Source organism: Halomonas sp. HL-93 (assembly GCF_900086985.1).
GTDB lineage: Bacteria > Pseudomonadota > Gammaproteobacteria > Pseudomonadales > Halomonadaceae > Vreelandella.
The window spans coordinates 3,369,539-3,389,855 of the sequence record NZ_LT593974.1; the positions used below are offsets into that span (position 1 = coordinate 3,369,539).

A 20,317-nucleotide genomic window follows, 5' to 3' on the forward strand; every position below is an offset into this window, starting at 1 on the left:
CTACTTACGCGACACGACGCCTTCAACCACGCCAGCACGGCGTTCTGGATATTCATGAACCCTGATCTCGACGCCCTGCACCCATATCCATTCGAAAAGCTCGCGGCGCTCAAAGCGGACCTGACCCCGCCTGCGTCGCTTGCGCACATTCCGCTAACCATCGGCGAGCCGCAACACGCGCCCTACGCCGGGGCACTTGCCGCGCTTGTCGCCCACCAAGCCGATATGGCGCGCTACCCGGCCACCAATGGCCTTCCCGCCCTGCGCGAAACCATCGCGTCCTGGGCCAGCCAACGCTTTTCGCTGGCCGGGCTGGATAGCGAGCGTCAGGTATTGCCGGTTAACGGTACTCGCGAAGCCATTTTTGCCTTTATTCAATCCGCACTTGATCGCACCCGCCCAGCCAAGGTCGCGGTGCCTAATCCGTTCTACCAGATATACGAAGGCGCCACGCTACTGGCCGGTGGCGAACCGTTGTATCTCGACTGCACCGCCGACAACGGCTTTCGCCCAGATTTTGCAGCGATTAGCGCCGACACCTGGCGCGATGTGCAAATCGTATTTATTTGCTCACCGGGCAACCCTACCGGCGCGGTAACACCACTCTCAGAATTCAAGCAACTCATTGCGCTGGCCGACGAGCACGACTTCATCATTGCCTCGGATGAATGTTATTCCGAGCTTTATCTGGATGAGGCGGCACCGCCCCCCGGGCTGCTGCAAGCCTGCGCCGAGTTGGGCCGCGATGATTACCATCGCTGTGTGGTCTTTCACTCGCTCTCCAAACGCTCCAACCTGCCGGGCCTACGCTCGGGCTTTGTGGCGGGCGATGCTGACTTGCTAGCGCCCTTCAAGCGCTACCGGACTTACCATGGCTGTGCAATGTCGCTGCCGCTGCAGCACGCCTCCATCGCCGCCTGGCAGGATGAGCACCACGTGCGCACCAACCGCGAGGCCTACCGCGAAAAGTTCAGTGCAGTCACCCGTGTACTCGCCCCGGTGATGGACTTTCCTACTCCAGAGGCCAGCTTTTACCTATGGCCCGCCGTGCCGGGTGGCGACGACATCGCCTTTACCCAACGGCTGTTTGTCGAGCAGCATGTTAGCGTACTGCCCGGCAGCTTGATGGGCCGCCCAGGTCGCGACGGGCACAACCCCGGTAGTGGTCGGCTACGCTTAGCGTTAGTGGCAGAACTCGCCCCGACGCTTGAAGCCGCCGAACGCCTGCGCCAACTTGTTGAACGCGGTTAACGCGCTGAAGCGGCCATTCAGCCATTGCCAGGAGGCCCAATATGCTAACACTCTATATCATCAGCAACTGCGACACTTGCCGCAAAGCGGCTAAAACGTTGGACGAAAAAGGCATACCTTTTAAAACGTATGACCTGCGTAAAGACGGCCTATCGGCAGCGCTTTTGGAACATATTCTGCACCGCGTCCCGCTGGTCGAGGCGATCAACAAACGCAGCAAGACCTGGCGTGAGCTATCCGATGAAGAGAAGGATTTTGACGCCTCCTCGGGCCGCAAGTTGCTTTTGAAGCATCCCACACTGTTAAAACGCCCTCTGCTGGAAGTCGACGACGAAACCATTCTGGTCGGCTACAAAGACGGCGATTACGACAAACTCTAAGACTGAACACTGACCTAAAGGAACGCAGATATGCTGAGCTTTGCGCTTGGAATTGGCACCCAAAACACCCAGGGCGACTGGCTGGAAATCTACTACCCAGCACCGCTACTCAACCCGCCGGAAAGCCTGGTAAGCGCCGCCAAGGAAGCCCTTGACGCCCCCGCAAGCAACGCCGCCATCAGCTTCTTACCCGAAGACTGCACGCGCCTGGCCAAAGCCCTGGAAGCGGCAGGTCACCCCGAGCAAGCAGAGCTTGCGGAATCCTTCGCGGCCAGCCAGCGCCCGCTGGTGGCCATGTTCCTGGAAACCGACCAGCCACCGCAAACCGCGCCGGAGGTCTACCTCAAGCTGCACCTGCTCTCCCACCGTCTAGTCAAACCTCACGGGCTGGATTTGACCGGCATGTTCGGTCTACTACGCAACATCGCCTGGACTAACGAAGGCGCCATCGACATTGAAGAGCTTCCCGTGCGTCGCCTCAAAGCACGCTTGGCAGGCCGCACCCTGTCGGTGGACTGCGTCGACAAATTCCCCAAGATGACCGATTACGTGGTGCCCCATGGCATCCGCATTGGCGACACCGCACGCGTGCGTTTGGGCGCCTATCTCGGCGAGGGCACCACGGTGATGCACGAAGGCTTCGTCAACTTCAATGCTGGCACCGAAGGGCCGGGCATGATCGAAGGACGCATCTCCGCTGGCGTGATGGTCGGTAGAGGGTCCGACCTGGGCGGAGGCTGCTCCACCATGGGAACGCTCTCCGGCGGTGGCAATATCGTCATCAAAGTCGGCGAAGGCTGCCTGATCGGAGCTAACGCCGGCATTGGCATTCCGCTGGGCGACCGCTGCACGGTGGAAGCTGGACTATATATCACGGCAGGCTCGAAAGTGACGCTGCTGGATGACCATAGGCAGGAAGTGAAAACCGTCGCCGCGCGCGAGCTGGCGGGCCAGGATGACCTGCTGCTGCGCCGTAACTCACAAAACGGTCGTATTGAGTGCCTGACGAATAAAAGCGCTATCGCGCTCAACGAGGCGCTGCATGCCCATAACTGAGCCAGAGGGTTTATCGCCGACGCTGCAGCTTGCCTTTGACCTGCTCAGCCGCGCCTCAGTCACGCCGGACGACGAAGGCTGCCAGGCGCTGATAACCGAGCGCCTATCGGCGCTCGGCTTTCATGTGGAGCAACTACCATTTGGCGATGTGCAGAATTTCTGGGCAATCCGGGGTCATCACGGCCCGGTGCTGGCCTTTGCAGGCCACACCGATGTCGTGCCCAGCGGCCCTCACACCAACTGGGAATTCCCGCCCTTTGCGCCCTGCATCAATGACGAGGGCATGCTATGCGGACGCGGCGCAGCCGATATGAAAGGCAGCCTGGCCGCCATGCTCACCGCCGTTGAACGATTTGTTGCCACTCACCCCGACCACGATGGCCGCATTGCGTTTTTGATCACCTCCGATGAGGAAGGCCCCGCCGTGGACGGTACCCGCGCGGTGGTAGAGCACTTACGCGAGCGTAATGAACGCCTCGACTACTGCATCGTGGGTGAGCCTTCCTCCACAGCACGCCTGGGTGATGCAATTAAAAACGGTCGGCGCGGCTCGCTGGGTGGCGTCCTGCATATCAAAGGCGTGCAAGGCCACGTGGCCTACCCGCATCTGGCGCGCAATCCGATTCATCAGGCGATGCCTGCACTCAATGCGCTGGCCAATGAACACTGGGATGCCGGCAATGATTTCTTCCCGGCCACCAGCTTCCAAATTTCCAACTTTCGGGCGGGAACCGGCGCCACTAACGTCATTCCCGGCGAGGTGGAAGTGGTATTCAATTTCCGTTATTCCACGGAAGTCACCCATGAGACTTTGAAGACACGCACCGAAGCGATTCTGGACCAACATGGCCTTGAGTATCATATTGACTGGATGCTCAACGGCGAACCATTTCTAACTGCCGAAGGCGAGCTGGTCGATGCCGCCATTCGCGGCGTTGAAGCCGTCACCGGCGAGCGTCCCGCGCTCTCCACCAGCGGCGGCACCTCGGATGGCCGGTTTATCGCCACATTGGGTGCCCAGGTGGTCGAACTAGGTCCGCTCAACGCCACAATTCACAAGGTCAACGAGCGCGTACGTGCAAGCGACCTGGATGATTTAAGCCGCATCTATGAAGCCACGCTGCAAGCGCTGCTCACCTCCGGCGAGGTCAGCGTATGATGGAGCGTTATCCGGATATCGAGATTTATCTCGCCAATGCTTCCCTCCCAGCCCTGAATGACTGGCTTGCCAGCACCCTGGATGCCCCGCCGCTATCATCTGCAGGCAAAGCCAAATGGCGTACCCAAGGTAGTTACGAGGGGCACAGCGTGCCGGTTTTGCTGGTGGAAAACGCTGCCGACGGCTTTGCCAGTCTGTGGTTCGACAGCAACCATTGCCCCTGGCATACCGATCAGGAAGCCGCTCAGCATGCGGCAGAAGCCCTGCAAACCGAGATCCGCTGCTCGCTGGGCGGCTGGCACCCAAGCGATGACCCCGACCGCTTCTGGCAAGTGCTTCCCGGAGGCCGCGAAGGCCCCATACAATGGCCGGACTCTGGTCGTTAACCGGGTAGCCTAACGGACTTGACCCCGACGAGGCGGGGTCAAGAGATCGCACTAGCCAGTAACACACTGGCTTATAGTTACTCGATAATACTCACGTCGTCGGCCTGCAAACCACGCTCATTTTTAATCACGTGGTAGCGGACGATCTGGCCTTCCGCCAGCATGCGCGGACCGCGGCCACGAATTGCCCGGAAATGGACAAACACATCGTCACCGTTATCGCGGGTAATAAAGCCGTAGCCTTTATTCGTATTAAACCACTTCACTTCACCCTCTTCACGACCGTCGTTGGGGTCAATGATATCTTCATCATCGGCCGCATTAGGGGCTTGAGACTGACGCGGTGCGGGCTTGCCACGAACCGCCACATCGGGTGATACCACTACGGGTGGCGCGAGCGCGGCAGTGGCTAACGTACCGATACACAGCACAATAAAACTGCCGATGGCAACAGCAATGTAAACACCTCCAGCCCCAGTAACGGCCAGTTCGGCTAGCCACTGCTCAGCCAGCGGTGCGTCGGTTAAATGAATAATCCCCGCCAGCAGTAGCGGCGTGGGGGCGGCAAGTAAAATACTGATTAAGATACTGCGAAACACAACTTTTGGGTTCATGGATAAAAAAAGCTCTCTTGTTGTATGGGTAACAGAAGAAGGACAATACTCAATTCATCAGGTCTTGACGACTCGATGCACCGAGCTACTACACAAGGTTGCAATGTTACCATGACATCTTCTTTATCGCCCGCCGAGCTCACTCAACAGCTTGAATCTTTAGAGAGCCGCCTAGCTTATCAAGAACATTGGCTCGATACCCTGGATCAAGCGGTCGCCCAGCAGGAACGTCGGCTAGCGACGCTGGAGCAACTGAGTGCGCTGATGCGCGAGCGGCTGCGCGAACAGCATCAAGAGCTCCAGGCCGGTGACGACACCGGCGGCAGTCGTCCGGAAGACGACATACCGCCCCACTACTAATTAATAATGTCATTACAACGGCACTCTACCGATTCACCACCTCGGCAGGGTTAACGCTGGCAAGACTAAACGCTTCGGCCACCGCCGCGTAGGTGACCTGGCCATCGTGGACATTGAGCCCCGGCAAGAAATGCGGGTTGTCGCGCAGCGCCTGCTGCCAACCCTTATCGGCCAGGTCGAGAACGAATGGCAGCGTAGCGTTAGTCAGCCCCAGGGTAGAGGTCCGCGCAACGGCCCCCGGCATGTTGGCCACGCAGTAATGAACGATACCGTCGACAATATAGGTCGGCTCGGCGTGAGTGGTGGGCCTGCTGGTCTCGAAACAGCCGCCCTGGTCGATCGCCACGTCCACTAGAACGCTACCGGGCTGCATATCCGCTAGCATGGCGCGGGTAATCAGTTTTGGCGCGGCTGCCCCTGGGATGAGCACCGCGCCGATAATCATATCGGCCGTTTTGGCCGCTTCGTCTAACGCATCGGCGGTTGAGTAAACAGTCTTGATGCGGCCTTGATAGCGGTCATCCAGCACCTCCAACCGGGCGATGGATTTGTCCAGAATGGTGACTTCTGCCCCGAGCCCCAGCGCCATACGTGCGGCATTTTCGCCGACTACACCGCCACCGATCACGGTGACTTTCCCCGGTGCCACACCGGGCACACCCGGCAACAGCACGCCAGCACCGCCCTGAGCCTTCTCAAGACTATGTGCGCCCGCCTGCACGGCCATGCGCCCCGCTACGGTACTCATCGGCGCAAGCAGCGGCAGGCCACCTTTCGCATCGGTAATAGTCTCGTAGGCGATGCAGGTCGCACCGCTTTTCATTAGGCCCTGAGTCAGCGTTTCTTCGGCGGCCAAATGCAGGTAGGTAAACAACGTATGCTGGGGTGTCAGCCGCGCGACTTCCTCGGCCTGCGGCTCTTTGACCTTTAGAATCAGCTCAGCGTTTTGCCACAACAGCGCGACGTCCGCATCGACGTGCGCTCCGGCAGCTTCGTAGTCGCGGTCATGAAACCCGGCACCTTCCCCCGCGCCCGCTTGAACCGTCACCTGGTGCCCACGCCCGGTTAATTCTCGCGCACCGGTGGGCGTCAAGGCCACCCGGTATTCATGGTTTTTGATCTCTTTAGGGACAGCGATGCGCATAGATAGCTCCTGATTGTTTCGCTAGCAAAGGGTCAGCGTTAAGGCTATTACAGCACAGCTTTTGCACGCCTCCACCCCTCGAAACACAAAACAAAAAAAACGCCGGTTAAGGCGTTTTTTAGGAGAAAAATCTAGCGAATACCGGCTTTAGGCAAAAAAATCATCGTTATTCATCAACCACCGCATCACCGTAAACACGCTGATACTCAGCCGGCAGACGCATAGGCCGCCCACTGGAAAGCGCGATGCAGGCAAAGCGGGTACGCGCCTTGAGCAAGGTTTTGGCGTCGTGTTTGCGTTGCAGCTGGAAGCGGCGGGTTAAGCTGAAGCGTCCGTCGCAGGCCACAATCCAGGTGGCCAGCGCGAGTTCATCCCCGGCGTAGGCCGGGGCCAAATAGTCCAGCTCGTGACGGTGCACCACCATGGCCCGGTCCAGCTCGCGGTAGCGCTCAATCGAAAGCCCTAGCGCTTCCGAGTGCGCCCAGCTGATTTGCTCAACCCAGCGCAAATATTCGCTGTTGTTGACGTGCCGGTAGGCGTCGATGGCCTCATCCGTCACGTCTATATCCATCACAAAAGGCTCGGGTAGCGCCCATTCCATTGTTATGGCCCCTCTACCGGTTGCTGAAAGTACTACCTAGTCACGGAACACGCGCACGCCTAACGCCTTCAGGTACGACGTTTCCGGGATCGCCGGGTGTACCGGGTGGTCCGGCCCTTGATGGCCCTGGAAGATCACTTGACCATGGCGGTCCTGGTGACGCACCGCGCCGCGCACCACATCCACTAGGCGCTCGGGGGCCAGGTGCATCGAGCATGAGGCCGACATTAGCAAACCATCACGACCCAGCAGGCGCATGGCTTCACGGTTCAGACGATTGTAGGCACGTTCGCCGTTGGGGATATCCTTGCGCTTTTTGATAAACGCAGGCGGATCCAGAATTACCACGTCGAACTGTTCGCCGTCGGCTTTAAGCGCCGCCAAGGCCTCAAACGCATCGCCTTCACCAATAGCGACCTGTTCCTGGACACCGTTCAGTTCAGCATTGCGGGCCACCTGCTCAAGCGCCGGACCCGATGAGTCGACACACAGTACTTCAGAGGCACCGCTAACGGCCGCCTGGACGCCCCAGCCACCCACGTAGCTGAATACGTCCAATACTCGCTTACCGGCGACCTGCCCATTCAGCCAGGCACGATTAACCCGGTGATCGAAGAACCAGCCGGTCTTCTGGCCATCAAGTACCGGTACCACAAAGCGCACGCCATTCTCTTCCAACAGCACTTCGTCAGGCAGCGCGCCTTTGACCACTTCCACCAGGGCATCCAGGCCTTCCTGGCGACGGCCCCCGGTGTCGTTGCGGAACACAATCGCGCTGGGCTTGATGACTTTTTCCAAGGCATCGACAATCTCTTCAGCTAACGACTGCATACCTGCGGTGTTCAACTGCACCACCACGACATCGCCGAAGCGGTCGACCACCAGACCCGGCAACAGGTCGCCTTCACCATGAATCAGGCGATAAAACGGCTGCTCAAACAATCGTTGACGCAAGGCAAGCGCCTGGTTGAAGCGGTGCACAAACAGCGAGCGATCCAGACGCATTTCGGGGTCACGTGACATCACCCGCGCTGCAATGAGCGAATGCGGGTTCACGTAAGCGACCCCGATGACCTTACCGTTAGACGCCTCGACCAGCGCGGCCTCACCCGCGGTAAAGTTCTTCAGCGGGGTTTCTTTAATATCGACTTCGTTGGAATAAATCCACAGATGGCCCGCTTTCAGGCGGCGGTCAGCGTTTTTATTCAGGCGCAGGCGTTGGGTCACAACAGTCTCCAAAACAGCGTAGGCTTTAAAAGCTCGGGCAAAACAGTAAGTCGGTGCGACGCCGTAATTAGCGTTGGCAGCCGGGGCAAAAGACGCTACTCCGCTGGCCGAGTGTGATGCGGCGAAGCTCCGCCCCGCAGCGCATACAAGGTTGGCCGTGTCGGCCATAAACATTCAAACGCTGGGCAAAATAGCCAGGCTCGCCCTGGCCGCTGACAAAATCGCGCAGCGTGGTGCCGCCCTGAATGATAGCAGCGGCCAGCACCTCCTTCACAGCGAGGGCTAGCTGTTCGTAGCGGGCCAGTGAGATGCGCCCCGCCGCACGCCGGGGATCAATGCCCGCCATGAACAACGCTTCCGCGGCGTAAATGTTACCAGCGCCGACGACCACGCGGTTGTCCATCAAAAAAGGCTTCACCGCAACACGCTTATTGCGTGACATGCGATACAGCCAGCGACCGTTAAAGGTGTCATCCAGCGGTTCGGGTCCCAAATGTGCCAAGCGCTTATCGGCACTGCCATCACCCTGCTGCCAATCGACAAAGCCAAACCGACGCGGGTCGTGGTAGCGCAGCACATAGCCACTTTGGGTGACCACATCCACATGGTCATGCTTTTTAGGCAAATCGCCTACCTGGGCAATGCGCAGGCTGCCGGACATGCCCAAATGCCACAGCAGTGTAGCCTCACCCTCGTCGGTAACGACCGGCATTTGTAGGTACTTGGCGCGACGCGTCAATCCACCCACGCGCGAGCCTACAAGCCGCTCTGCGAAGTCCTCCGGCACCGGCACGCGCAGGCTAGGTTGGCGAACCCGAACTTCGGTAATTTCCTGGCCTTCCAAGTAAGGCGCGATACCCTGCCGGGTGGTTTCAACTTCGGGCAACTCGGGCATGATGAGAGCCTTTGATGACAGTGTGGTGACGGACTTTCACCTCTGCTATGTCGCTCGCAGGCGCACAACACCCATTCATGCAAAAACCCGGCTTAGGGCCGGGTTTTTAACAGGCGCTCGCCTGCGGTGAAAGCCAGTTATCGCAAAAGCGATTACTTGATTTTGGCTTCCTTGTACATAACGTGCTTACGGACCACCGGGTCGTATTTCTTGAATTCGAACTTATCCGGGGTATTCCGCTTGTTTTTATCAGTGGTGTAAAAGTGGCCTGTACCGGCACTGGACACCAGCTTGATCTTATCGCGCATGGTTTAACTCTCCCAAAATTCTTAGCCAAATGACTATTTAGATGGCGTCGCCGCGCTTACGGATATCGGCCAGAACCGTCTCAATGCCTTTCTTGTCAATGATACGCATACCTTTAGAGGAAACGCGCAGCTTGACGAAGCGGCCTTCAGCTTCAACCCAAAAACGATGGGTGTGCAGGTTCGGCAAGAAACGACGACGTGTCTTACGCTGGGAGTGAGAAACGTTATTACCAGTTACCGGACGCTTGCCGGTAACCTGACATACTTTGGACATGAGAGCCTCCAACTGCTTGGCCAGGATTTAATTACCTGAGTGTTCAAAACTGTCGGGCAAACCGGAGCAGGGAGGGCGTCAACGCGGTTAACCGCCTAGCTATACCCAAATCCGTTATTCAACCCAAGTTCAAAGGTGGCACTTTATACCAGAGCACTAGCCATTCAGCAAGAAAAACCGTGACAAAAGGCCGAAAAACCGCCTTTTGATTCATGTTACTTAACATCGTCGCTGATTGGCCGGGTAGCGTGCTTACAGCCAGCCCCGCTCGGCAAATGACACCACGTCTCCGTCCCCCACCACGAAATGATCCAGCACCCGCACATCAAAGAGGGCGAGCGCTTCTTTCAAACGATCAGTGATTCGTCGATCAGCATCACTCGGCTCAGCAACACCCGAAGGATGGTTGTGGGCCAGGATAACAGCGCCAGCGTTGTGCGCTAAGGCACGCTTGGCAACTTCGCGGGGATAAACGGATGCGCTGTCTAGGGTACCGCGAAACAGGGATTCATAGCGAATAATTCGGTGCTGGGTATCCAAAAAAAGTACTGCGAATTCCTCATGGCCCAGATGGCGTAGTTGAGAACTCAAGTAGTGGCGCACCAGCGTGGGTGACGTCAGCGCTTCCCCGCGTGCCAACTGCGTGGCCAGATGGCGCCTGGAGAGCTCAAGCGTGGCCTGTAGCTGGGCGAACTTGGCGCTCCCCAGCCCACGCGCTTCACAAAAACGCGTCTGGTCGGCTTCCAGCAGCTGACGCAGCCCCCCAAAGCTTGCCAGCAGATCCCGCGCCAGATCGACCGCGGAGCGACCTTGAACTCCGACACGCAAAAAAATCGCCAGTAGCTCAGCGTCAGATAGCGCCTGAGCCCCCAAGTTTAATAGTTTTTCTCGTGGCCGCTCACCTTCCGGCCAGTGGTTAATGCCCATCGCCGCCTCCCTGCGCGTTGTTTCGCCTTTCCCTATGCGTGGATGCAGCATGCCAAATTGTGCAGACGAATGGTATGGTAAGCGACCTAAAGAATGCTCAACGTGGGTCTTATGCCATGACGTCTGTGACTGCGACAACGACCGCTAACGCAAAGCGCGTGCTGCTGGGTATCAGCGCGGGCATCGCGGCGTATAAAAGTGCCCAGATCGTGCGCCTGCTAAAGCAAGCAGGCTGCGAAGTGCGCGTAGTAATGACCGATGGGGCTCAGGCGTTTATCACCCCGTTAACGCTACAGGCACTATCCGGCGAGCCCGTGCGCACGTCGCTGCTCGACCCTGACGCCGAAGCGGGCATGGGGCATATTGAACTGGCCCGCTGGGCCGATGTTGTCCTGATCGCCCCCGCCACCGCCGATCTCATTGCACGTCTGGTCCACGGCATGGCTGATGATCTGCTGACCACGCTTTGCCTGGCCTCGGAAGCCCCCAAGCTGATTGCCCCCGCCATGAACCAGGCCATGTGGCGCCACCCAGCCACCCAGCGCAACGTACAGCAAATAGCCGAGGATGGCTGGCAACTGATTGGACCCGCGGCGGGCGATCAGGCCTGCGGCGACGTTGGCCCAGGACGCATGAGCGAACCCGAAGTGATCGTTGACGCGCTATTGCGTCACTTTTCGCCCTCGACCCGCGTGACACCGAGCGCCTCGGCGCCGCATGTGGTGATCACCGCGGGTCCGACCCGGGAAGCACTCGACCCGGTGCGCTATCTGTCCAATCACAGTTCGGGGAAAATGGGCTACGCGCTCGCCGCCGCCGCCTCTGCACAGGGTGCCAACGTCACACTGATCAGCGGACCGGTCGCGCTTGCAACGCCCGCTGGCGTAACGCGCATCGACGTTGAAACCGCCGAGCAGATGCACCAGGAGTCACTGCGCTTAGCCACTAAGGCGGCACTGTTTATCGGCTGTGCCGCCGTTGCTGACTATCGCGCGGCAAGTACCGCTGAACATAAGCTGAAAAAGACCCATGAGAGCGATACGCTAACGCTTACCTTGGTCAAAAACCCCGACATTATTGCCGATGTGGCCGCGCTTCCGCCCGAGACACGTCCTTTTGTGATCGGCTTTGCCGCCGAAACCCAGGACGTTGAACGTTACGCTACGGATAAACTCACGCGTAAAGGCCTTGATATGATCGTTGCCAACGACGTTAGCCAACAAGGCCTCGGCTTTGGCAGCGACGATAACGCGGCGCTTCTGCTATGGCGTACGCCTAAAGGTATCGAACGCCTGCCAGAAGCCCCACAGCCCAAAACACAGTTGGCAAATCGCGTCATCCAACAAGCCCTTATGTTATTGCCCACGTTTACTGGAGCCACCTCATGACTTCCCGCCCCCGCTTGCAATGCAAAGTGTTGGATGAACGACTGCGCGACTATTTGCCCCATTATGCGACCGATGGCTCAGCGGGCATGGACCTGCGCGCGCTGCTCGACGAGCCGCTTATCCTGAACCCAGGAGATACTCACCTCGTACGTACGGGCCTAGCCATCTATATTGAAGATCCTGGCCTTGCCGGTATGATTTTGCCTCGCTCCGGTTTGGGGCATAAGCATGGCATCGTACTGGGCAACTTGGTGGGCTTGATTGATGCCGACTACCAGGGAGAGTTAATGATTTCCGTATGGAATCGCGGACAAAGCGCCTTTACGCTCGCCCCGTTCGAGCGGTTGGCACAGTACGTGCTTGTTCCGGTGGTACAGGCTGAGCTTGATCTAGTCGATCAATTTAGCGACTCCACGCGCGGCAGCGGCGGCTTCGGCAGTACTGGCCGTCACTAATCGGTACTGGCTACTTTCGTAAGGATACCCCCATGACGACACCCACAATTCCCGCTTCGATTTTCCGGGCTTACGACATCCGCGGCATTGTCGATGACACCCTCACCGAAGACACGGTGGAATGGATAGGCCGTGCCATCGGCTCTGCGGCGGCTGCACGGGGTGAATCCACCGTTGTGGTGGCTCGCGACGGCCGGTTATCCGGCCCACGCTTACAGGGCGCATTAATGCGTGGTTTGAACGCGACGGGGTGCGACGTGATCGATATTGGCATGGTACCCACCCCGGTGCTGTATTTCGCCACCCACATTCTCGACGGCACCCGCTCCGGGGTCATGGTCACCGGCAGCCACAATCCACCCGATTATAACGGCTTTAAAATCGTGCTCGGTGGCGACACGCTCTCCGGCGACGCCATCACCGCCCTCTACGAGCGATTACAGTCAGGCGACCTTACCCAAGGGGAAGGCAGCATTCATCAAGAAGACGTACGCGATGCCTACCTAACGCGCATCCTGGGCGACGTCAGTGTCAGCCGCCCGCTGAAGGCGGTTGTCGACTGCGGCAACGGCGTGGCGGGCGAGCTAGGCCCGCAGTTAATCGAGCGCTTGGGCGTGAATACGATACCGCTGTTTGACGAGATTGATGGCACCTTTCCCAATCACCACCCTGACCCCGGCAAGCCCGAAAACCTGAAAGACTTAATTCGTACGGTTCAAGACACGAAGGCGGACATCGGTCTCGCCTTTGACGGCGACGGCGACCGGCTTGGCGTGATTACCCCTCGCGGGCGGCTGATCTACCCGGATCACCTATTAATGGCCTTCGCCACCGACATGCTGGGACGCAACCCCGGTGCCAAGGTGATTTTTGACGTTAAGTGTACCGGCAACCTGAATCAGGTGATCAGCGAGGCGGGCGGCGAGCCGGAAATGTGGCGCACGGGCCACTCGCTTATCAAGGCACGCATGAAGGAAACCGGCGCCCTGCTGGCCGGCGAAATGAGTGGTCATATTTTCTTCAAAGAACGCTGGTACGGCTTCGACGACGGTCTCTACGCGGCAGCTCGGCTGGTGGAGATTTTGGCCAACTACGCAGGCGACGCCGATGCGTACTTTGATAGCTTCCCGCAAGACATCGGCACGCCGGAAATCAATATCACCGTCACCGACAGCAACAAATTCAACCTGGTAGATAAACTTGCTCGGGAAGGCGACTTCGGCGATGGTATCAAGACAACGCTGGACGGCATTCGGGTCGACTACCCGGACGGGTGGGGGCTTTGCCGTGCTTCAAACACCACGCCCGTGTTAGTACTGCGTTTTGAAGGAAAGAATGAAGCGGCCTTAACGCGCATTAAAGCGCAGTTTGCCAATGCACTGAAAAATGTCGACCCCGCTTTGACGCTACCCCAGGCTTGACCTGGGACGCCATCGTGCGGTGGGACCGAGCCCATAAGAAGGCACGGCCCAGCATGGGTTTCTCAGTGCGCTGAATGCCAATAAGTTTGCCACATCATTATCAAGGGACAACGTCATGAGTTCAGCCAGTCGCGACCCCCAGGTCGTTGTGGAGGTGCTTTCCGAAGCCCTCCCCTATATTCAGCAATTTTCCGGCAAAACCGTTGTAGTCAAATACGGCGGCAATGCGATGACGGAAACCACTCTGATCGACTCATTTGCCCGCAATATCGTGTTAATGAAAGAAGTGGGCATCAACCCTGTGGTCGTTCATGGCGGCGGCCCCCAGATTGGCGACTTGCTGGCCAAGCTCAATATTGAATCGCGCTTCGTCAACGGCATGCGGGTGACCGATTCGCAAACCATGGACGTGGTCGAGATGGTGCTCGGCGGGCTGGTCAACAAGAGCATCGTCAACCTGATCAACCAGAGTGGCGGCAAAGCGATTGGCCTGACCGGTAAAGACGGCGCGCAAATTCGTGCACGCCAGCTCAAGGTGGAACATCAAAGCCCTGAAATGACCGCCCCGGAAATCATCGATATTGGCCATGTGGGCGAGGTCGAGTCGATCTCCACCGACCTGATTGAAATGCTAGCGGCGCGGGACTTTATTCCCGTGATTGCGCCGATTGGCGTGGACAGCGAAGGTAAAAGCTACAACATCAACGCGGACCTTGTGGCTGGCAAGATTGCCGAAGCCCTCAACGCCGAAAAGCTCATGCTGTTGACCAACGTGGCAGGCCTGATGAATGCCGAAAGCGAAGTGCTCACCGGCTTGACCACGGCTCAAGTTGACGCCCTGATTGCCGATGGCACTATTCATGGCGGTATGCTGCCCAAAATTCGCTGCGCGCTCGAGGCCGTAAAAGGCGGCGTTAACAGTGCCCACATTATCGATGGCCGTGTGCCCCATGCCGTGCTGTTGGAGATTTTCACCAACGCCGGGGTCGGCACGCTGATCACCGACACCCACTAACCGCGACGGAGAGCAACATCATGAGCGATGAACGCAAGCCTCGCCGCCGCGAGCAAATCCTTCAGGCCCTCGCCCTAATGCTTGAAGAAGACAGTGGCAAACGGATTACCACGGCGGCTCTCGCACGCCAGGTGGGTGTCTCAGAAGCGGCTCTCTACCGCCACTTCCCTAGCAAGGCACGTATGTTTGAAGGGCTGATCGATTTTATCGAGGAAAGCATTTTTGCGCGTATTAACCGCATCATGGAAGAGGTGCCCGACGCCACCAATCGCTGCCGTACGATTCTGTCGCTGGTGCTCGGCTTTGCCGAAAAGAACCCGGGGCTTGCCCGCGTCATGGGCGGCGACGTATTGACCGGCGAGACCGCCCGGCTGCGTCAGCGGATCCACCAGTTGTTTGAGCGACTGGAAACACAGTTCAAGCAGATTCTCCGCGAGGCCGAACTACGCGAGGGCCTGCGCCCCACCATTCCAGCCTCCGCCGCTGCCAACTTGCTGGCGGCCCAGGCAGAGGGGCGTATTTCTCAGTATGTGCGCAGCGATTTCAAACGCTTGCCCACCGACTACTGGGACGACCAGTGGACACTACTATCGAGCCAATTACTGCGCGAAGCAGTGCAGCCAGCTTAACCTCTTAATCAGGCAAGAATAAGTGCGCCTGGTAGACACAAAAACGGCGCGCCTGCTATGGGCGCGCCGTTTTTATTGGCTACAACTTACTCGTTCAGGCCGCGATGGTATCGCCCATTTTCTGGCGCAATTTCTTCATCGCATTTTTCTCGAGCTGACGAATACGTTCGGCGCTAACGCCATAAACATCTGCCAGATCGTGCAGCGTGGCTTTGTTTTCCGCCAACCAACGGCGCTGCAAAATATCCCGAGAACGTTCGTCTAATCCTTCAAGTGCCAACTGCAGGCGGCGCGTTGAATCTTCCTCAAAATCGCTGTCTTCCAACTGCGTTGCCGGGTTGGAGGCCGCGTCGTCTAAAAAGTGCACCGGCGCTTGATAGGCACTGTCTTCGTCATCGCTAGGCGACGCGTCAAAGCCAGCATCGTAGGAGGAAAGACGCCCCTCCATATCACGCACAATGCCGGGTTTTACGTTAAGGTCTTTGGCAATGGCATCAACTTCATCATTATTGAGCCAGGCAAGCCGCTTTTTCGCACTGCGCAAGTTGAAGAACAACTTGCGCTGGGCCTTGGTGGTGGCAATTTTGACAATACGCCAATTGCGCAACACAAATTCATGGATCTCTGCTTTGATCCAGTGCACCGCAAATGAAACCAGGCGAACGCCTTGATTTGGGTCGAAACGCTTGACGGCTTTCATCAAGCCAACATTACCTTCCTGAATTAAATCGGCTTGGGGCAGGCCATACCCTGAATAACTACGCGCGATGTGCACGACAAAACGCAGATGCGATAGCACCAAACGTCGCGCCGCCTCTAGATCGCCTTCATCGTACAGGCGGAACGCAAGCTCACGCTCTTCGTCGGCACTAAGAACCGCAATGCCGTTGACCGCTTTGATGTAGCCACCCAGGTCATTGCCTGGGGAAAGCTGCCCCACCGGTAGAAGACTAGTGCTCATGTGCAGGTGGTCTCCGTTGTAACCCTTACGTGGATTAATGTATCACTGTGACCTTGCCATATGGTCAAGGTTCCCTCGCCGTCGCCTGATGAGCAACGTGGGCCTTCAGCGTGGGCGAATACTGGCAAGATGCCGAGATACGGCAAGCCATGCGCCCAACCAGCCGAGTAGTGTACTGCAAGATAGCAAAATTGTGGAGCCTGTCACGTCCAATTGCGGCAGCGAAAAACTCGCCCCATAGCTTGCCGCCAAAGCGGCCACAGGTAGCGACAGCCAGTGGTTACCCAGCGATAGCAGGCCTAGGGCCAAGACACCGCCGCCAAAGCCATACCAGGCGCCACTGTATAGAAAGGGACGCCTGACAAACGCATGGGTCGCGCCGATCAACATCACCACTTCGATTTCACGCCGGCGACTCTCCACTGATAGTCGGATGGTATTCCCCACCACCAGTAACACGCCGAGACCAAACAAGACGCCCAGAGCCAGCGCCACCCGTGTTCCCAACGCCGCCAAGTGGCGGAGGCGCTCAACCCACGCCAAATCGACCCGCACTTCATCGACACCGGGCATGTCTTCCAGGCGCTCGGCGAGCGTCTGCATGATGTCAGGATCAACGCTACTCGGGCGTACCACGACACTTCCCGGCAGCGGGTTATCTTCAAGCCCTGAGAGCGCATCCTCTACACCCAGCGACTGCTGAAAGTCGGCCATGCCCTGTTCAGCGCTAACAAACCGGGTGCTTTGTACGTCTTCATCCGCACTGACCGCCTGCTCGATGCGTTCGGCCTCGCCGGATTCAACGTCGACTTCAAGATACACGGTGAGCGTGGCGCTCTCGTCCAGCTCTGCATCCAGTAGCCGGGCACTGTCCAATGTCAGCCAAAGCGCCGCTGGCAGCACCAAGGCAATGGCAATCGCCAGCATCGTAAGCAAATTACCTACTGGGTAGCGGATCAGGCGCTGCAGGCTGTCGACCCCCATCGCCCGGTGGTGCCGTCCCCATGCCCGCAAGCGGCTAGACGTGCGCGGCTGTTGGGCTCGCGCTCCTCGCTGCACGGGGCGTGCAGCCTCTCGCGGGGCTGCACGGGCGCGCGTTGCCCGAGGGGCAGCGCCTTTCGGCCTAATAGTGGGTCGTTTCATTCGGCCCCCTCGTCCGCCACTAGGCGGCCATCGCGCAAGCGTAAAATCCGATGTTGCAGTCGCGCGATCAACGCCAAATCGTGGCTGGCAACCATCACGGTAGTGCCAATCCGGTTAAAATCTTCAAACAGCGACATAATGTCGGCGGACAGCTGCGGATCCAGATTACCGGTGGGCTCGTCGGCAAGCAGTAAAGCGGGCTTATTGACCACCGCACGGGCGATACCCACGCGCTGCTGTTCACCGCCGGAAAGCTCAATGGGCAACGCTTTTTCACGGTGCAGCAAGCCTACTTTATCGAGGGCGGCGCGGACACGCCGGGCGGACTCCCGAGGCTCGATACCCTGGATGTCCAACGGCAGCGACACGTTTTGAAACACGCTGCGATCGAACAGCAGTTGATGGTCCTGAAACACCACGCCAATTTGGCGCCGGTAAAACGGCACTTGGCTGGCATGCAACTGGGCAATATCGTGACCCGCTACCACCACGCGTCCACGGCTCGGCTTCTCCAGGCGCATAACCAAACGCAACAGCGAGCTTTTCCCCGCGCCTGAGTGCCCAGTGAGAAACACCATCTCACCTCTCGCCACACGAAAGTTCAGATGCGACAGCGCCTCAAAACGCCCTCCGTAGCGCTTACCCACATGCTCAAAGGCGATCATGGGTTGGCATCGTCTCCCTGACGGTCGAACAGCGCGTTGACGAAGTCTTTCGACTCGAAGGGCCGCAGGTCATCCAGCCCTTCGCCAACACCTATGTAGCGAATCGGCGTATTAAGCTGCTTCGCTAACGCAAAAATAATCCCACCTTTGGCGGTGCCATCTAGCTTGGTGAGCGTGATACCGCTCACCGGGACTGCCTCGTTAAACGTGGTGGCCTGGGAAATAGCGTTTTGCCCAGTCCCGGCATCGAGCACCAGCATGACTTCGTGGGGCGCGGTGTCATCGATCTTTTTCATTACGCGATGGACTTTTTTCAGCTCTTCCATCAGGTGGCCCTTATTATGCAAACGCCCGGCGGTATCGGCGATTAACACATCCACCCCGCGGGATTTGGCGGCGGCGACCGCGTCATAAATCACTGAGGCACTGTCAGCACCGGTGTGCTGGGCAATCACCGGCACGCTGTTGCGCTCACCCCAAACCTTCAACTGCTCCACAGCGGCGGCACGGAAGGTATCCCCTGCCGCCAGCATGACGCTTTTGCCTTCACGCTGAAAACGCTGGGTGAGCTTGCCGATCGTGGTGGTTTTGCCGACACCGTTGACGCCCACCACCAGAATCACGAAGGGGCCGTCGCTGGCCTTATCAAAGCTCAGCGGAACAGTGACGGGTTCAAGCATCGCCGCCAGCTCTTCCTGCAATCCACGGTAGAGCGCTTCGGGGTCATTCAGCTCTTTGCGCGATACACGGGCTTCCAGTCGCTCGATAATTTCGCTGGTCGCCTCAATTCCCACGTCAGCCATTAGCAGTTGGGTTTCGAGGTCTTCAAGCAGCTCGTCATCGATCTGCTTTTTACCCAGGAAAAGATCGGCGATGCCGTCAGTCAAATTAGCGCGGGTTTTGCCCAGGCCTGACGTGATACGCGCAAGCCACCCTTTTTTCTCGCCTTTATCGGCAACCGGTTTATCTTGCAGCGCCGGTTTTTTGACGAGCTCTGGCTCTGGCTCTGGCTCTGGCTCTGGCTCTGGCTCTGGCTCTGGCTCTGGCTCTGGCTCTGGCTCTGGCTCTGGCTCTGGCTCTGGCTCTGGCTCTGGCTCTGGCTCTGGCACAGGATCAGGTGCAGCCGAATGCTCGTCAACGCCGGCATCCTCGCGCTCGGCGCTTTGCGAGTCCGGCGCTTGCAAGGAGCCTTCATCGGTCTCCTGCTCCTTAGAAGCCTCGGCCTGCGACTCGTCGTCCTGCTGGGAATCCTGCTTTTGTTTACGCTTAAAAAAACCAAACATGGATGTCATCCGACTAATAAAGATAAAGAATGTGATTATCCTACCACCGCCAACCAAGACTTTGGATAAGTAGCCCGCTACAATCCGCGATATGACACGACAACGCTCCTCTCGCTCATCTGCTGCTCGACGATCACCTGCCAAACCCATGGGCAAGCTGCGCATTATTGGCGGCGACTTTCGCCGTCGCCAGCTCCCGGTACTCGACAGCCCAGGATTGCGCCCCACGCCCGACCGCGTGCGTGAAACGCTGTTCAACTGGCTCGGCCAGACGCTTTACGGCAAAAAAGTGCTCGACCTGTTTGCTGGCACCGGCGCGCTGGGGATTGAAGCACTCTCACGCGGGGCCACACAGGTCGCCTTTATCGAGCGTGACAGCCAGGTGGCCGCTCACATTACCCGTAACCTTGAGACGCTCCAAGCAAATCAGGGCCATGTCATCATTCGCGATGCACAGGTGTTTCTCGCCCAGCCTGCCCAGCGCTTCGATGTCGTCTTTCTAGACCCACCGTTTCATCAGGCCCTGGTAGCCGACTGTTGTAGCGCACTGGAGACAGGCGGCTGGCTGGCAGAAGATGCGATGATTTACGTAGAAACCGAACGTGACTGGGATCCTCAAGTGCCAACCCATTGGGCGCTGCATCGCGAGACCCAAGCAGGGGAAAGCACGGCAAGGCTTTATCAACGCCACGCTCCGTAATCAGCGCTTGCGGCATCGCATTGCGAACGTTACGCTCGCCCCACTGTTTTTTAACCCGTTTTTGTACAGGCAAGC

At 58.2% G+C, this 20,317-nt stretch carries 24 protein-coding genes; 12 read left to right on the top strand and 12 right to left on the bottom strand.

Features of this window, described 5'->3' with window-relative positions; genetic code table 11:
* Positions 1 to 54: 54 nt before the first annotated feature.
* From dapC to GA0071314_RS15575, 5 genes are read left to right on the top strand one after another with little or no spacing between them, the layout of a single operon-like run.
* Complete coding sequence (dapC, locus tag GA0071314_RS15555; RefSeq protein WP_074397491.1) at positions 55 to 1,251, top strand: succinyldiaminopimelate transaminase; 1,197 nt, start codon at positions 55 to 57, stop codon at positions 1,249 to 1,251.
* A 41-nt stretch (positions 1,252 to 1,292) separates the two neighbouring features.
* On the top strand, positions 1,293 to 1,631 hold the full coding sequence (locus GA0071314_RS15560; RefSeq protein ID WP_074397492.1) for a Spx/MgsR family RNA polymerase-binding regulatory protein: 339 nt from the start codon (positions 1,293 to 1,295) through the stop codon (positions 1,629 to 1,631).
* Positions 1,632 to 1,661: 30 nt separating this feature from the next.
* The gene (gene dapD / locus GA0071314_RS15565; protein ID WP_074397493.1) at positions 1,662 to 2,687 is read left to right on the top strand and encodes a 2,3,4,5-tetrahydropyridine-2,6-dicarboxylate N-succinyltransferase; all 1,026 of its coding nucleotides are present in this window, start codon (positions 1,662 to 1,664) and stop codon (positions 2,685 to 2,687) included.
* Positions 2,674 to 3,846: a succinyl-diaminopimelate desuccinylase gene (dapE, locus tag GA0071314_RS15570; protein ID WP_074397494.1), complete on the top strand. Its 1,173-nt coding sequence runs from the start codon at positions 2,674 to 2,676 to the stop codon at positions 3,844 to 3,846. Before dapD ends, dapE begins: the two co-directional genes overlap by 14 nt.
* Complete coding sequence (locus tag GA0071314_RS15575) at positions 3,843 to 4,232, top strand: hypothetical protein (RefSeq protein ID WP_074397495.1); 390 nt, start codon at positions 3,843 to 3,845, stop codon at positions 4,230 to 4,232. The genes dapE and GA0071314_RS15575 overlap by 4 nt, the downstream gene beginning before the upstream one ends.
* A 77-nt stretch (positions 4,233 to 4,309) precedes the next feature.
* On the opposite strand, the gene GA0071314_RS19910 is transcribed toward GA0071314_RS15575, so the two are convergent.
* The gene (locus tag GA0071314_RS19910; RefSeq protein ID WP_074397496.1) at positions 4,310 to 4,846 is read right to left on the bottom strand and encodes a cold-shock protein; all 537 of its coding nucleotides are present in this window, start codon (positions 4,844 to 4,846) and stop codon (positions 4,310 to 4,312) included.
* A 111-nt stretch (positions 4,847 to 4,957) separates the two neighbouring features.
* Between GA0071314_RS19910 and GA0071314_RS15585 the strand changes: the two genes are divergently transcribed.
* A complete protein-coding gene (locus GA0071314_RS15585) occupies positions 4,958 to 5,206 on the top strand; it encodes a SlyX family protein (RefSeq protein ID WP_074397497.1) in 249 nt (82 codons plus the stop codon).
* Between the two features lie 25 nt (positions 5,207 to 5,231).
* On the opposite strand, the gene ald is transcribed toward GA0071314_RS15585, so the two are convergent.
* From ald to radC, 7 genes are all read right to left on the bottom strand, one after another.
* Positions 5,232 to 6,350, bottom strand: coding sequence for an alanine dehydrogenase (gene ald / locus GA0071314_RS15590; protein WP_074397498.1), 1,119 nt, complete (start codon positions 6,348 to 6,350; stop codon positions 5,232 to 5,234).
* Between the two features lie 166 nt (positions 6,351 to 6,516).
* Positions 6,517 to 6,951 (bottom strand): acyl-CoA thioesterase, encoded by a 435-nt coding sequence (locus GA0071314_RS15595; RefSeq protein WP_074397499.1) that lies wholly within the window; start codon positions 6,949 to 6,951, stop codon positions 6,517 to 6,519.
* 36 nt (positions 6,952 to 6,987) lie between these two features.
* Complete coding sequence (locus tag GA0071314_RS15600; protein ID WP_074397500.1) at positions 6,988 to 8,178, bottom strand: class I SAM-dependent rRNA methyltransferase; 1,191 nt, start codon at positions 8,176 to 8,178, stop codon at positions 6,988 to 6,990.
* Positions 8,179 to 8,245: 67 nt separating this feature from the next.
* Entirely contained in the window at positions 8,246 to 9,073 is an 828-nt protein-coding gene (gene mutM / locus GA0071314_RS15605; protein WP_074397501.1) for a bifunctional DNA-formamidopyrimidine glycosylase/DNA-(apurinic or apyrimidinic site) lyase, read from the bottom strand.
* 152 nt (positions 9,074 to 9,225) lie between these two features.
* Positions 9,226 to 9,381, bottom strand: coding sequence for a 50S ribosomal protein L33 (gene rpmG / locus GA0071314_RS15610; protein ID WP_027337782.1), 156 nt, complete (start codon positions 9,379 to 9,381; stop codon positions 9,226 to 9,228).
* A 37-nt stretch (positions 9,382 to 9,418) separates the two neighbouring features.
* Positions 9,419 to 9,655 (bottom strand): 50S ribosomal protein L28, encoded by a 237-nt coding sequence (gene rpmB, locus GA0071314_RS15615; protein WP_027337781.1) that lies wholly within the window; start codon positions 9,653 to 9,655, stop codon positions 9,419 to 9,421.
* Between the two features lie 252 nt (positions 9,656 to 9,907).
* Complete coding sequence (radC, locus tag GA0071314_RS15620) at positions 9,908 to 10,582, bottom strand: RadC family protein (RefSeq protein ID WP_074397502.1); 675 nt, start codon at positions 10,580 to 10,582, stop codon at positions 9,908 to 9,910.
* A gap of 116 nt (positions 10,583 to 10,698) precedes the next feature.
* On the opposite strand from radC, the gene coaBC reads away from it, so the two are divergent.
* The 5 genes from coaBC (at position 10,699) to slmA (ending at position 15,490) form a co-directional block, all read left to right on the top strand.
* Positions 10,699 to 11,970 (top strand): bifunctional phosphopantothenoylcysteine decarboxylase/phosphopantothenate--cysteine ligase CoaBC, encoded by a 1,272-nt coding sequence (coaBC, locus tag GA0071314_RS15625; RefSeq protein WP_074397503.1) that lies wholly within the window; start codon positions 10,699 to 10,701, stop codon positions 11,968 to 11,970.
* Positions 11,967 to 12,425, top strand: coding sequence for a dUTP diphosphatase (dut, locus tag GA0071314_RS15630; protein ID WP_074397504.1), 459 nt, complete (start codon positions 11,967 to 11,969; stop codon positions 12,423 to 12,425). The genes coaBC and dut overlap by 4 nt, the downstream gene beginning before the upstream one ends.
* A gap of 32 nt (positions 12,426 to 12,457) precedes the next feature.
* Positions 12,458 to 13,846: a phosphomannomutase/phosphoglucomutase gene (locus GA0071314_RS15635; protein WP_074397505.1), complete on the top strand. Its 1,389-nt coding sequence runs from the start codon at positions 12,458 to 12,460 to the stop codon at positions 13,844 to 13,846.
* A 115-nt stretch (positions 13,847 to 13,961) separates the two neighbouring features.
* Positions 13,962 to 14,861 (top strand): acetylglutamate kinase, encoded by a 900-nt coding sequence (argB, locus tag GA0071314_RS15640; protein ID WP_074397506.1) that lies wholly within the window; start codon positions 13,962 to 13,964, stop codon positions 14,859 to 14,861.
* A gap of 20 nt (positions 14,862 to 14,881) precedes the next feature.
* Positions 14,882 to 15,490 carry a nucleoid occlusion factor SlmA gene (gene slmA, locus GA0071314_RS15645; protein ID WP_074397507.1) on the top strand — a complete coding sequence of 203 codons (609 nt, stop codon included), beginning with the start codon at positions 14,882 to 14,884 and terminating at the stop codon, positions 15,488 to 15,490.
* A gap of 94 nt (positions 15,491 to 15,584) precedes the next feature.
* On the opposite strand, the gene rpoH is transcribed toward slmA, so the two are convergent.
* The 4 genes from rpoH to ftsY form a co-directional block, all read right to left on the bottom strand.
* Positions 15,585 to 16,451 carry an RNA polymerase sigma factor RpoH gene (gene rpoH / locus GA0071314_RS15650; protein ID WP_074397508.1) on the bottom strand — a complete coding sequence of 289 codons (867 nt, stop codon included), beginning with the start codon at positions 16,449 to 16,451 and terminating at the stop codon, positions 15,585 to 15,587.
* A 105-nt stretch (positions 16,452 to 16,556) separates the two neighbouring features.
* Positions 16,557 to 17,594 carry a permease-like cell division protein FtsX gene (gene ftsX / locus GA0071314_RS15655; protein WP_074397509.1) on the bottom strand — a complete coding sequence of 346 codons (1,038 nt, stop codon included), beginning with the start codon at positions 17,592 to 17,594 and terminating at the stop codon, positions 16,557 to 16,559.
* A complete protein-coding gene (gene ftsE, locus GA0071314_RS15660) occupies positions 17,591 to 18,259 on the bottom strand; it encodes a cell division ATP-binding protein FtsE (protein ID WP_074397510.1) in 669 nt (222 codons plus the stop codon). The genes ftsX and ftsE overlap by 4 nt, the downstream gene beginning before the upstream one ends.
* Positions 18,256 to 19,542, bottom strand: coding sequence for a signal recognition particle-docking protein FtsY (ftsY, locus tag GA0071314_RS15665; RefSeq protein ID WP_074397511.1), 1,287 nt, complete (start codon positions 19,540 to 19,542; stop codon positions 18,256 to 18,258). Before ftsY ends, ftsE begins: the two co-directional genes overlap by 4 nt.
* Positions 19,543 to 19,633: 91 nt before the next feature.
* Between ftsY and rsmD the strand changes: the two genes are divergently transcribed.
* On the top strand, positions 19,634 to 20,242 hold the full coding sequence (gene rsmD / locus GA0071314_RS15670) for a 16S rRNA (guanine(966)-N(2))-methyltransferase RsmD (protein WP_074397512.1): 609 nt from the start codon (positions 19,634 to 19,636) through the stop codon (positions 20,240 to 20,242).
* The last annotated feature ends 75 nt before the right edge of the window (positions 20,243 to 20,317 follow it).

Excerpts from the sequence above, each read along its gene's own strand:
- dapC (WP_074397491.1), top strand. The coding sequence starts at position 55 with ATGAACCCTGATCTCGACGCCCTGCACCCATATCCATTCGAAAAGCTC.
- GA0071314_RS15560 (WP_074397492.1), top strand. The coding sequence starts at position 1,293 with ATGCTAACACTCTATATCATCAGCAACTGCGACACTTGCCGCAAAGCG.
- dapD (WP_074397493.1), top strand. The coding sequence starts at position 1,662 with ATGCTGAGCTTTGCGCTTGGAATTGGCACCCAAAACACCCAGGGCGAC.
- dapE (WP_074397494.1), top strand. The coding sequence starts at position 2,674 with ATGCCCATAACTGAGCCAGAGGGTTTATCGCCGACGCTGCAGCTTGCC.
- GA0071314_RS15575 (WP_074397495.1), top strand. The coding sequence starts at position 3,843 with ATGATGGAGCGTTATCCGGATATCGAGATTTATCTCGCCAATGCTTCC.
- GA0071314_RS19910 (WP_074397496.1), bottom strand. The coding sequence starts at position 4,846 with ATGAACCCAAAAGTTGTGTTTCGCAGTATCTTAATCAGTATTTTACTT.
- GA0071314_RS15585 (WP_074397497.1), top strand. The coding sequence starts at position 4,958 with ATGACATCTTCTTTATCGCCCGCCGAGCTCACTCAACAGCTTGAATCT.
- ald (WP_074397498.1), bottom strand. The coding sequence starts at position 6,350 with ATGCGCATCGCTGTCCCTAAAGAGATCAAAAACCATGAATACCGGGTG.
- GA0071314_RS15595 (WP_074397499.1), bottom strand. The coding sequence starts at position 6,951 with ATGGAATGGGCGCTACCCGAGCCTTTTGTGATGGATATAGACGTGACG.
- mutM (WP_074397501.1), bottom strand. The coding sequence starts at position 9,073 with ATGCCCGAGTTGCCCGAAGTTGAAACCACCCGGCAGGGTATCGCGCCT.
- rpmG (WP_027337782.1), bottom strand. The coding sequence starts at position 9,381 with ATGCGCGATAAGATCAAGCTGGTGTCCAGTGCCGGTACAGGCCACTTT.
- rpmB (WP_027337781.1), bottom strand. The coding sequence starts at position 9,655 with ATGTCCAAAGTATGTCAGGTTACCGGCAAGCGTCCGGTAACTGGTAAT.
- radC (WP_074397502.1), bottom strand. The coding sequence starts at position 10,582 with ATGGGCATTAACCACTGGCCGGAAGGTGAGCGGCCACGAGAAAAACTA.
- coaBC (WP_074397503.1), top strand. The coding sequence starts at position 10,699 with ATGACGTCTGTGACTGCGACAACGACCGCTAACGCAAAGCGCGTGCTG.
- dut (WP_074397504.1), top strand. The coding sequence starts at position 11,967 with ATGACTTCCCGCCCCCGCTTGCAATGCAAAGTGTTGGATGAACGACTG.
- GA0071314_RS15635 (WP_074397505.1), top strand. The coding sequence starts at position 12,458 with ATGACGACACCCACAATTCCCGCTTCGATTTTCCGGGCTTACGACATC.
- argB (WP_074397506.1), top strand. The coding sequence starts at position 13,962 with ATGAGTTCAGCCAGTCGCGACCCCCAGGTCGTTGTGGAGGTGCTTTCC.
- slmA (WP_074397507.1), top strand. The coding sequence starts at position 14,882 with ATGAGCGATGAACGCAAGCCTCGCCGCCGCGAGCAAATCCTTCAGGCC.
- rpoH (WP_074397508.1), bottom strand. The coding sequence starts at position 16,451 with ATGAGCACTAGTCTTCTACCGGTGGGGCAGCTTTCCCCAGGCAATGAC.
- ftsX (WP_074397509.1), bottom strand. The coding sequence starts at position 17,594 with ATGAAACGACCCACTATTAGGCCGAAAGGCGCTGCCCCTCGGGCAACG.
- ftsE (WP_074397510.1), bottom strand. The coding sequence starts at position 18,259 with ATGATCGCCTTTGAGCATGTGGGTAAGCGCTACGGAGGGCGTTTTGAG.
- ftsY (WP_074397511.1), bottom strand. The coding sequence starts at position 19,542 with ATGTTTGGTTTTTTTAAGCGTAAACAAAAGCAGGATTCCCAGCAGGAC.
- rsmD (WP_074397512.1), top strand. The coding sequence starts at position 19,634 with ATGACACGACAACGCTCCTCTCGCTCATCTGCTGCTCGACGATCACCT.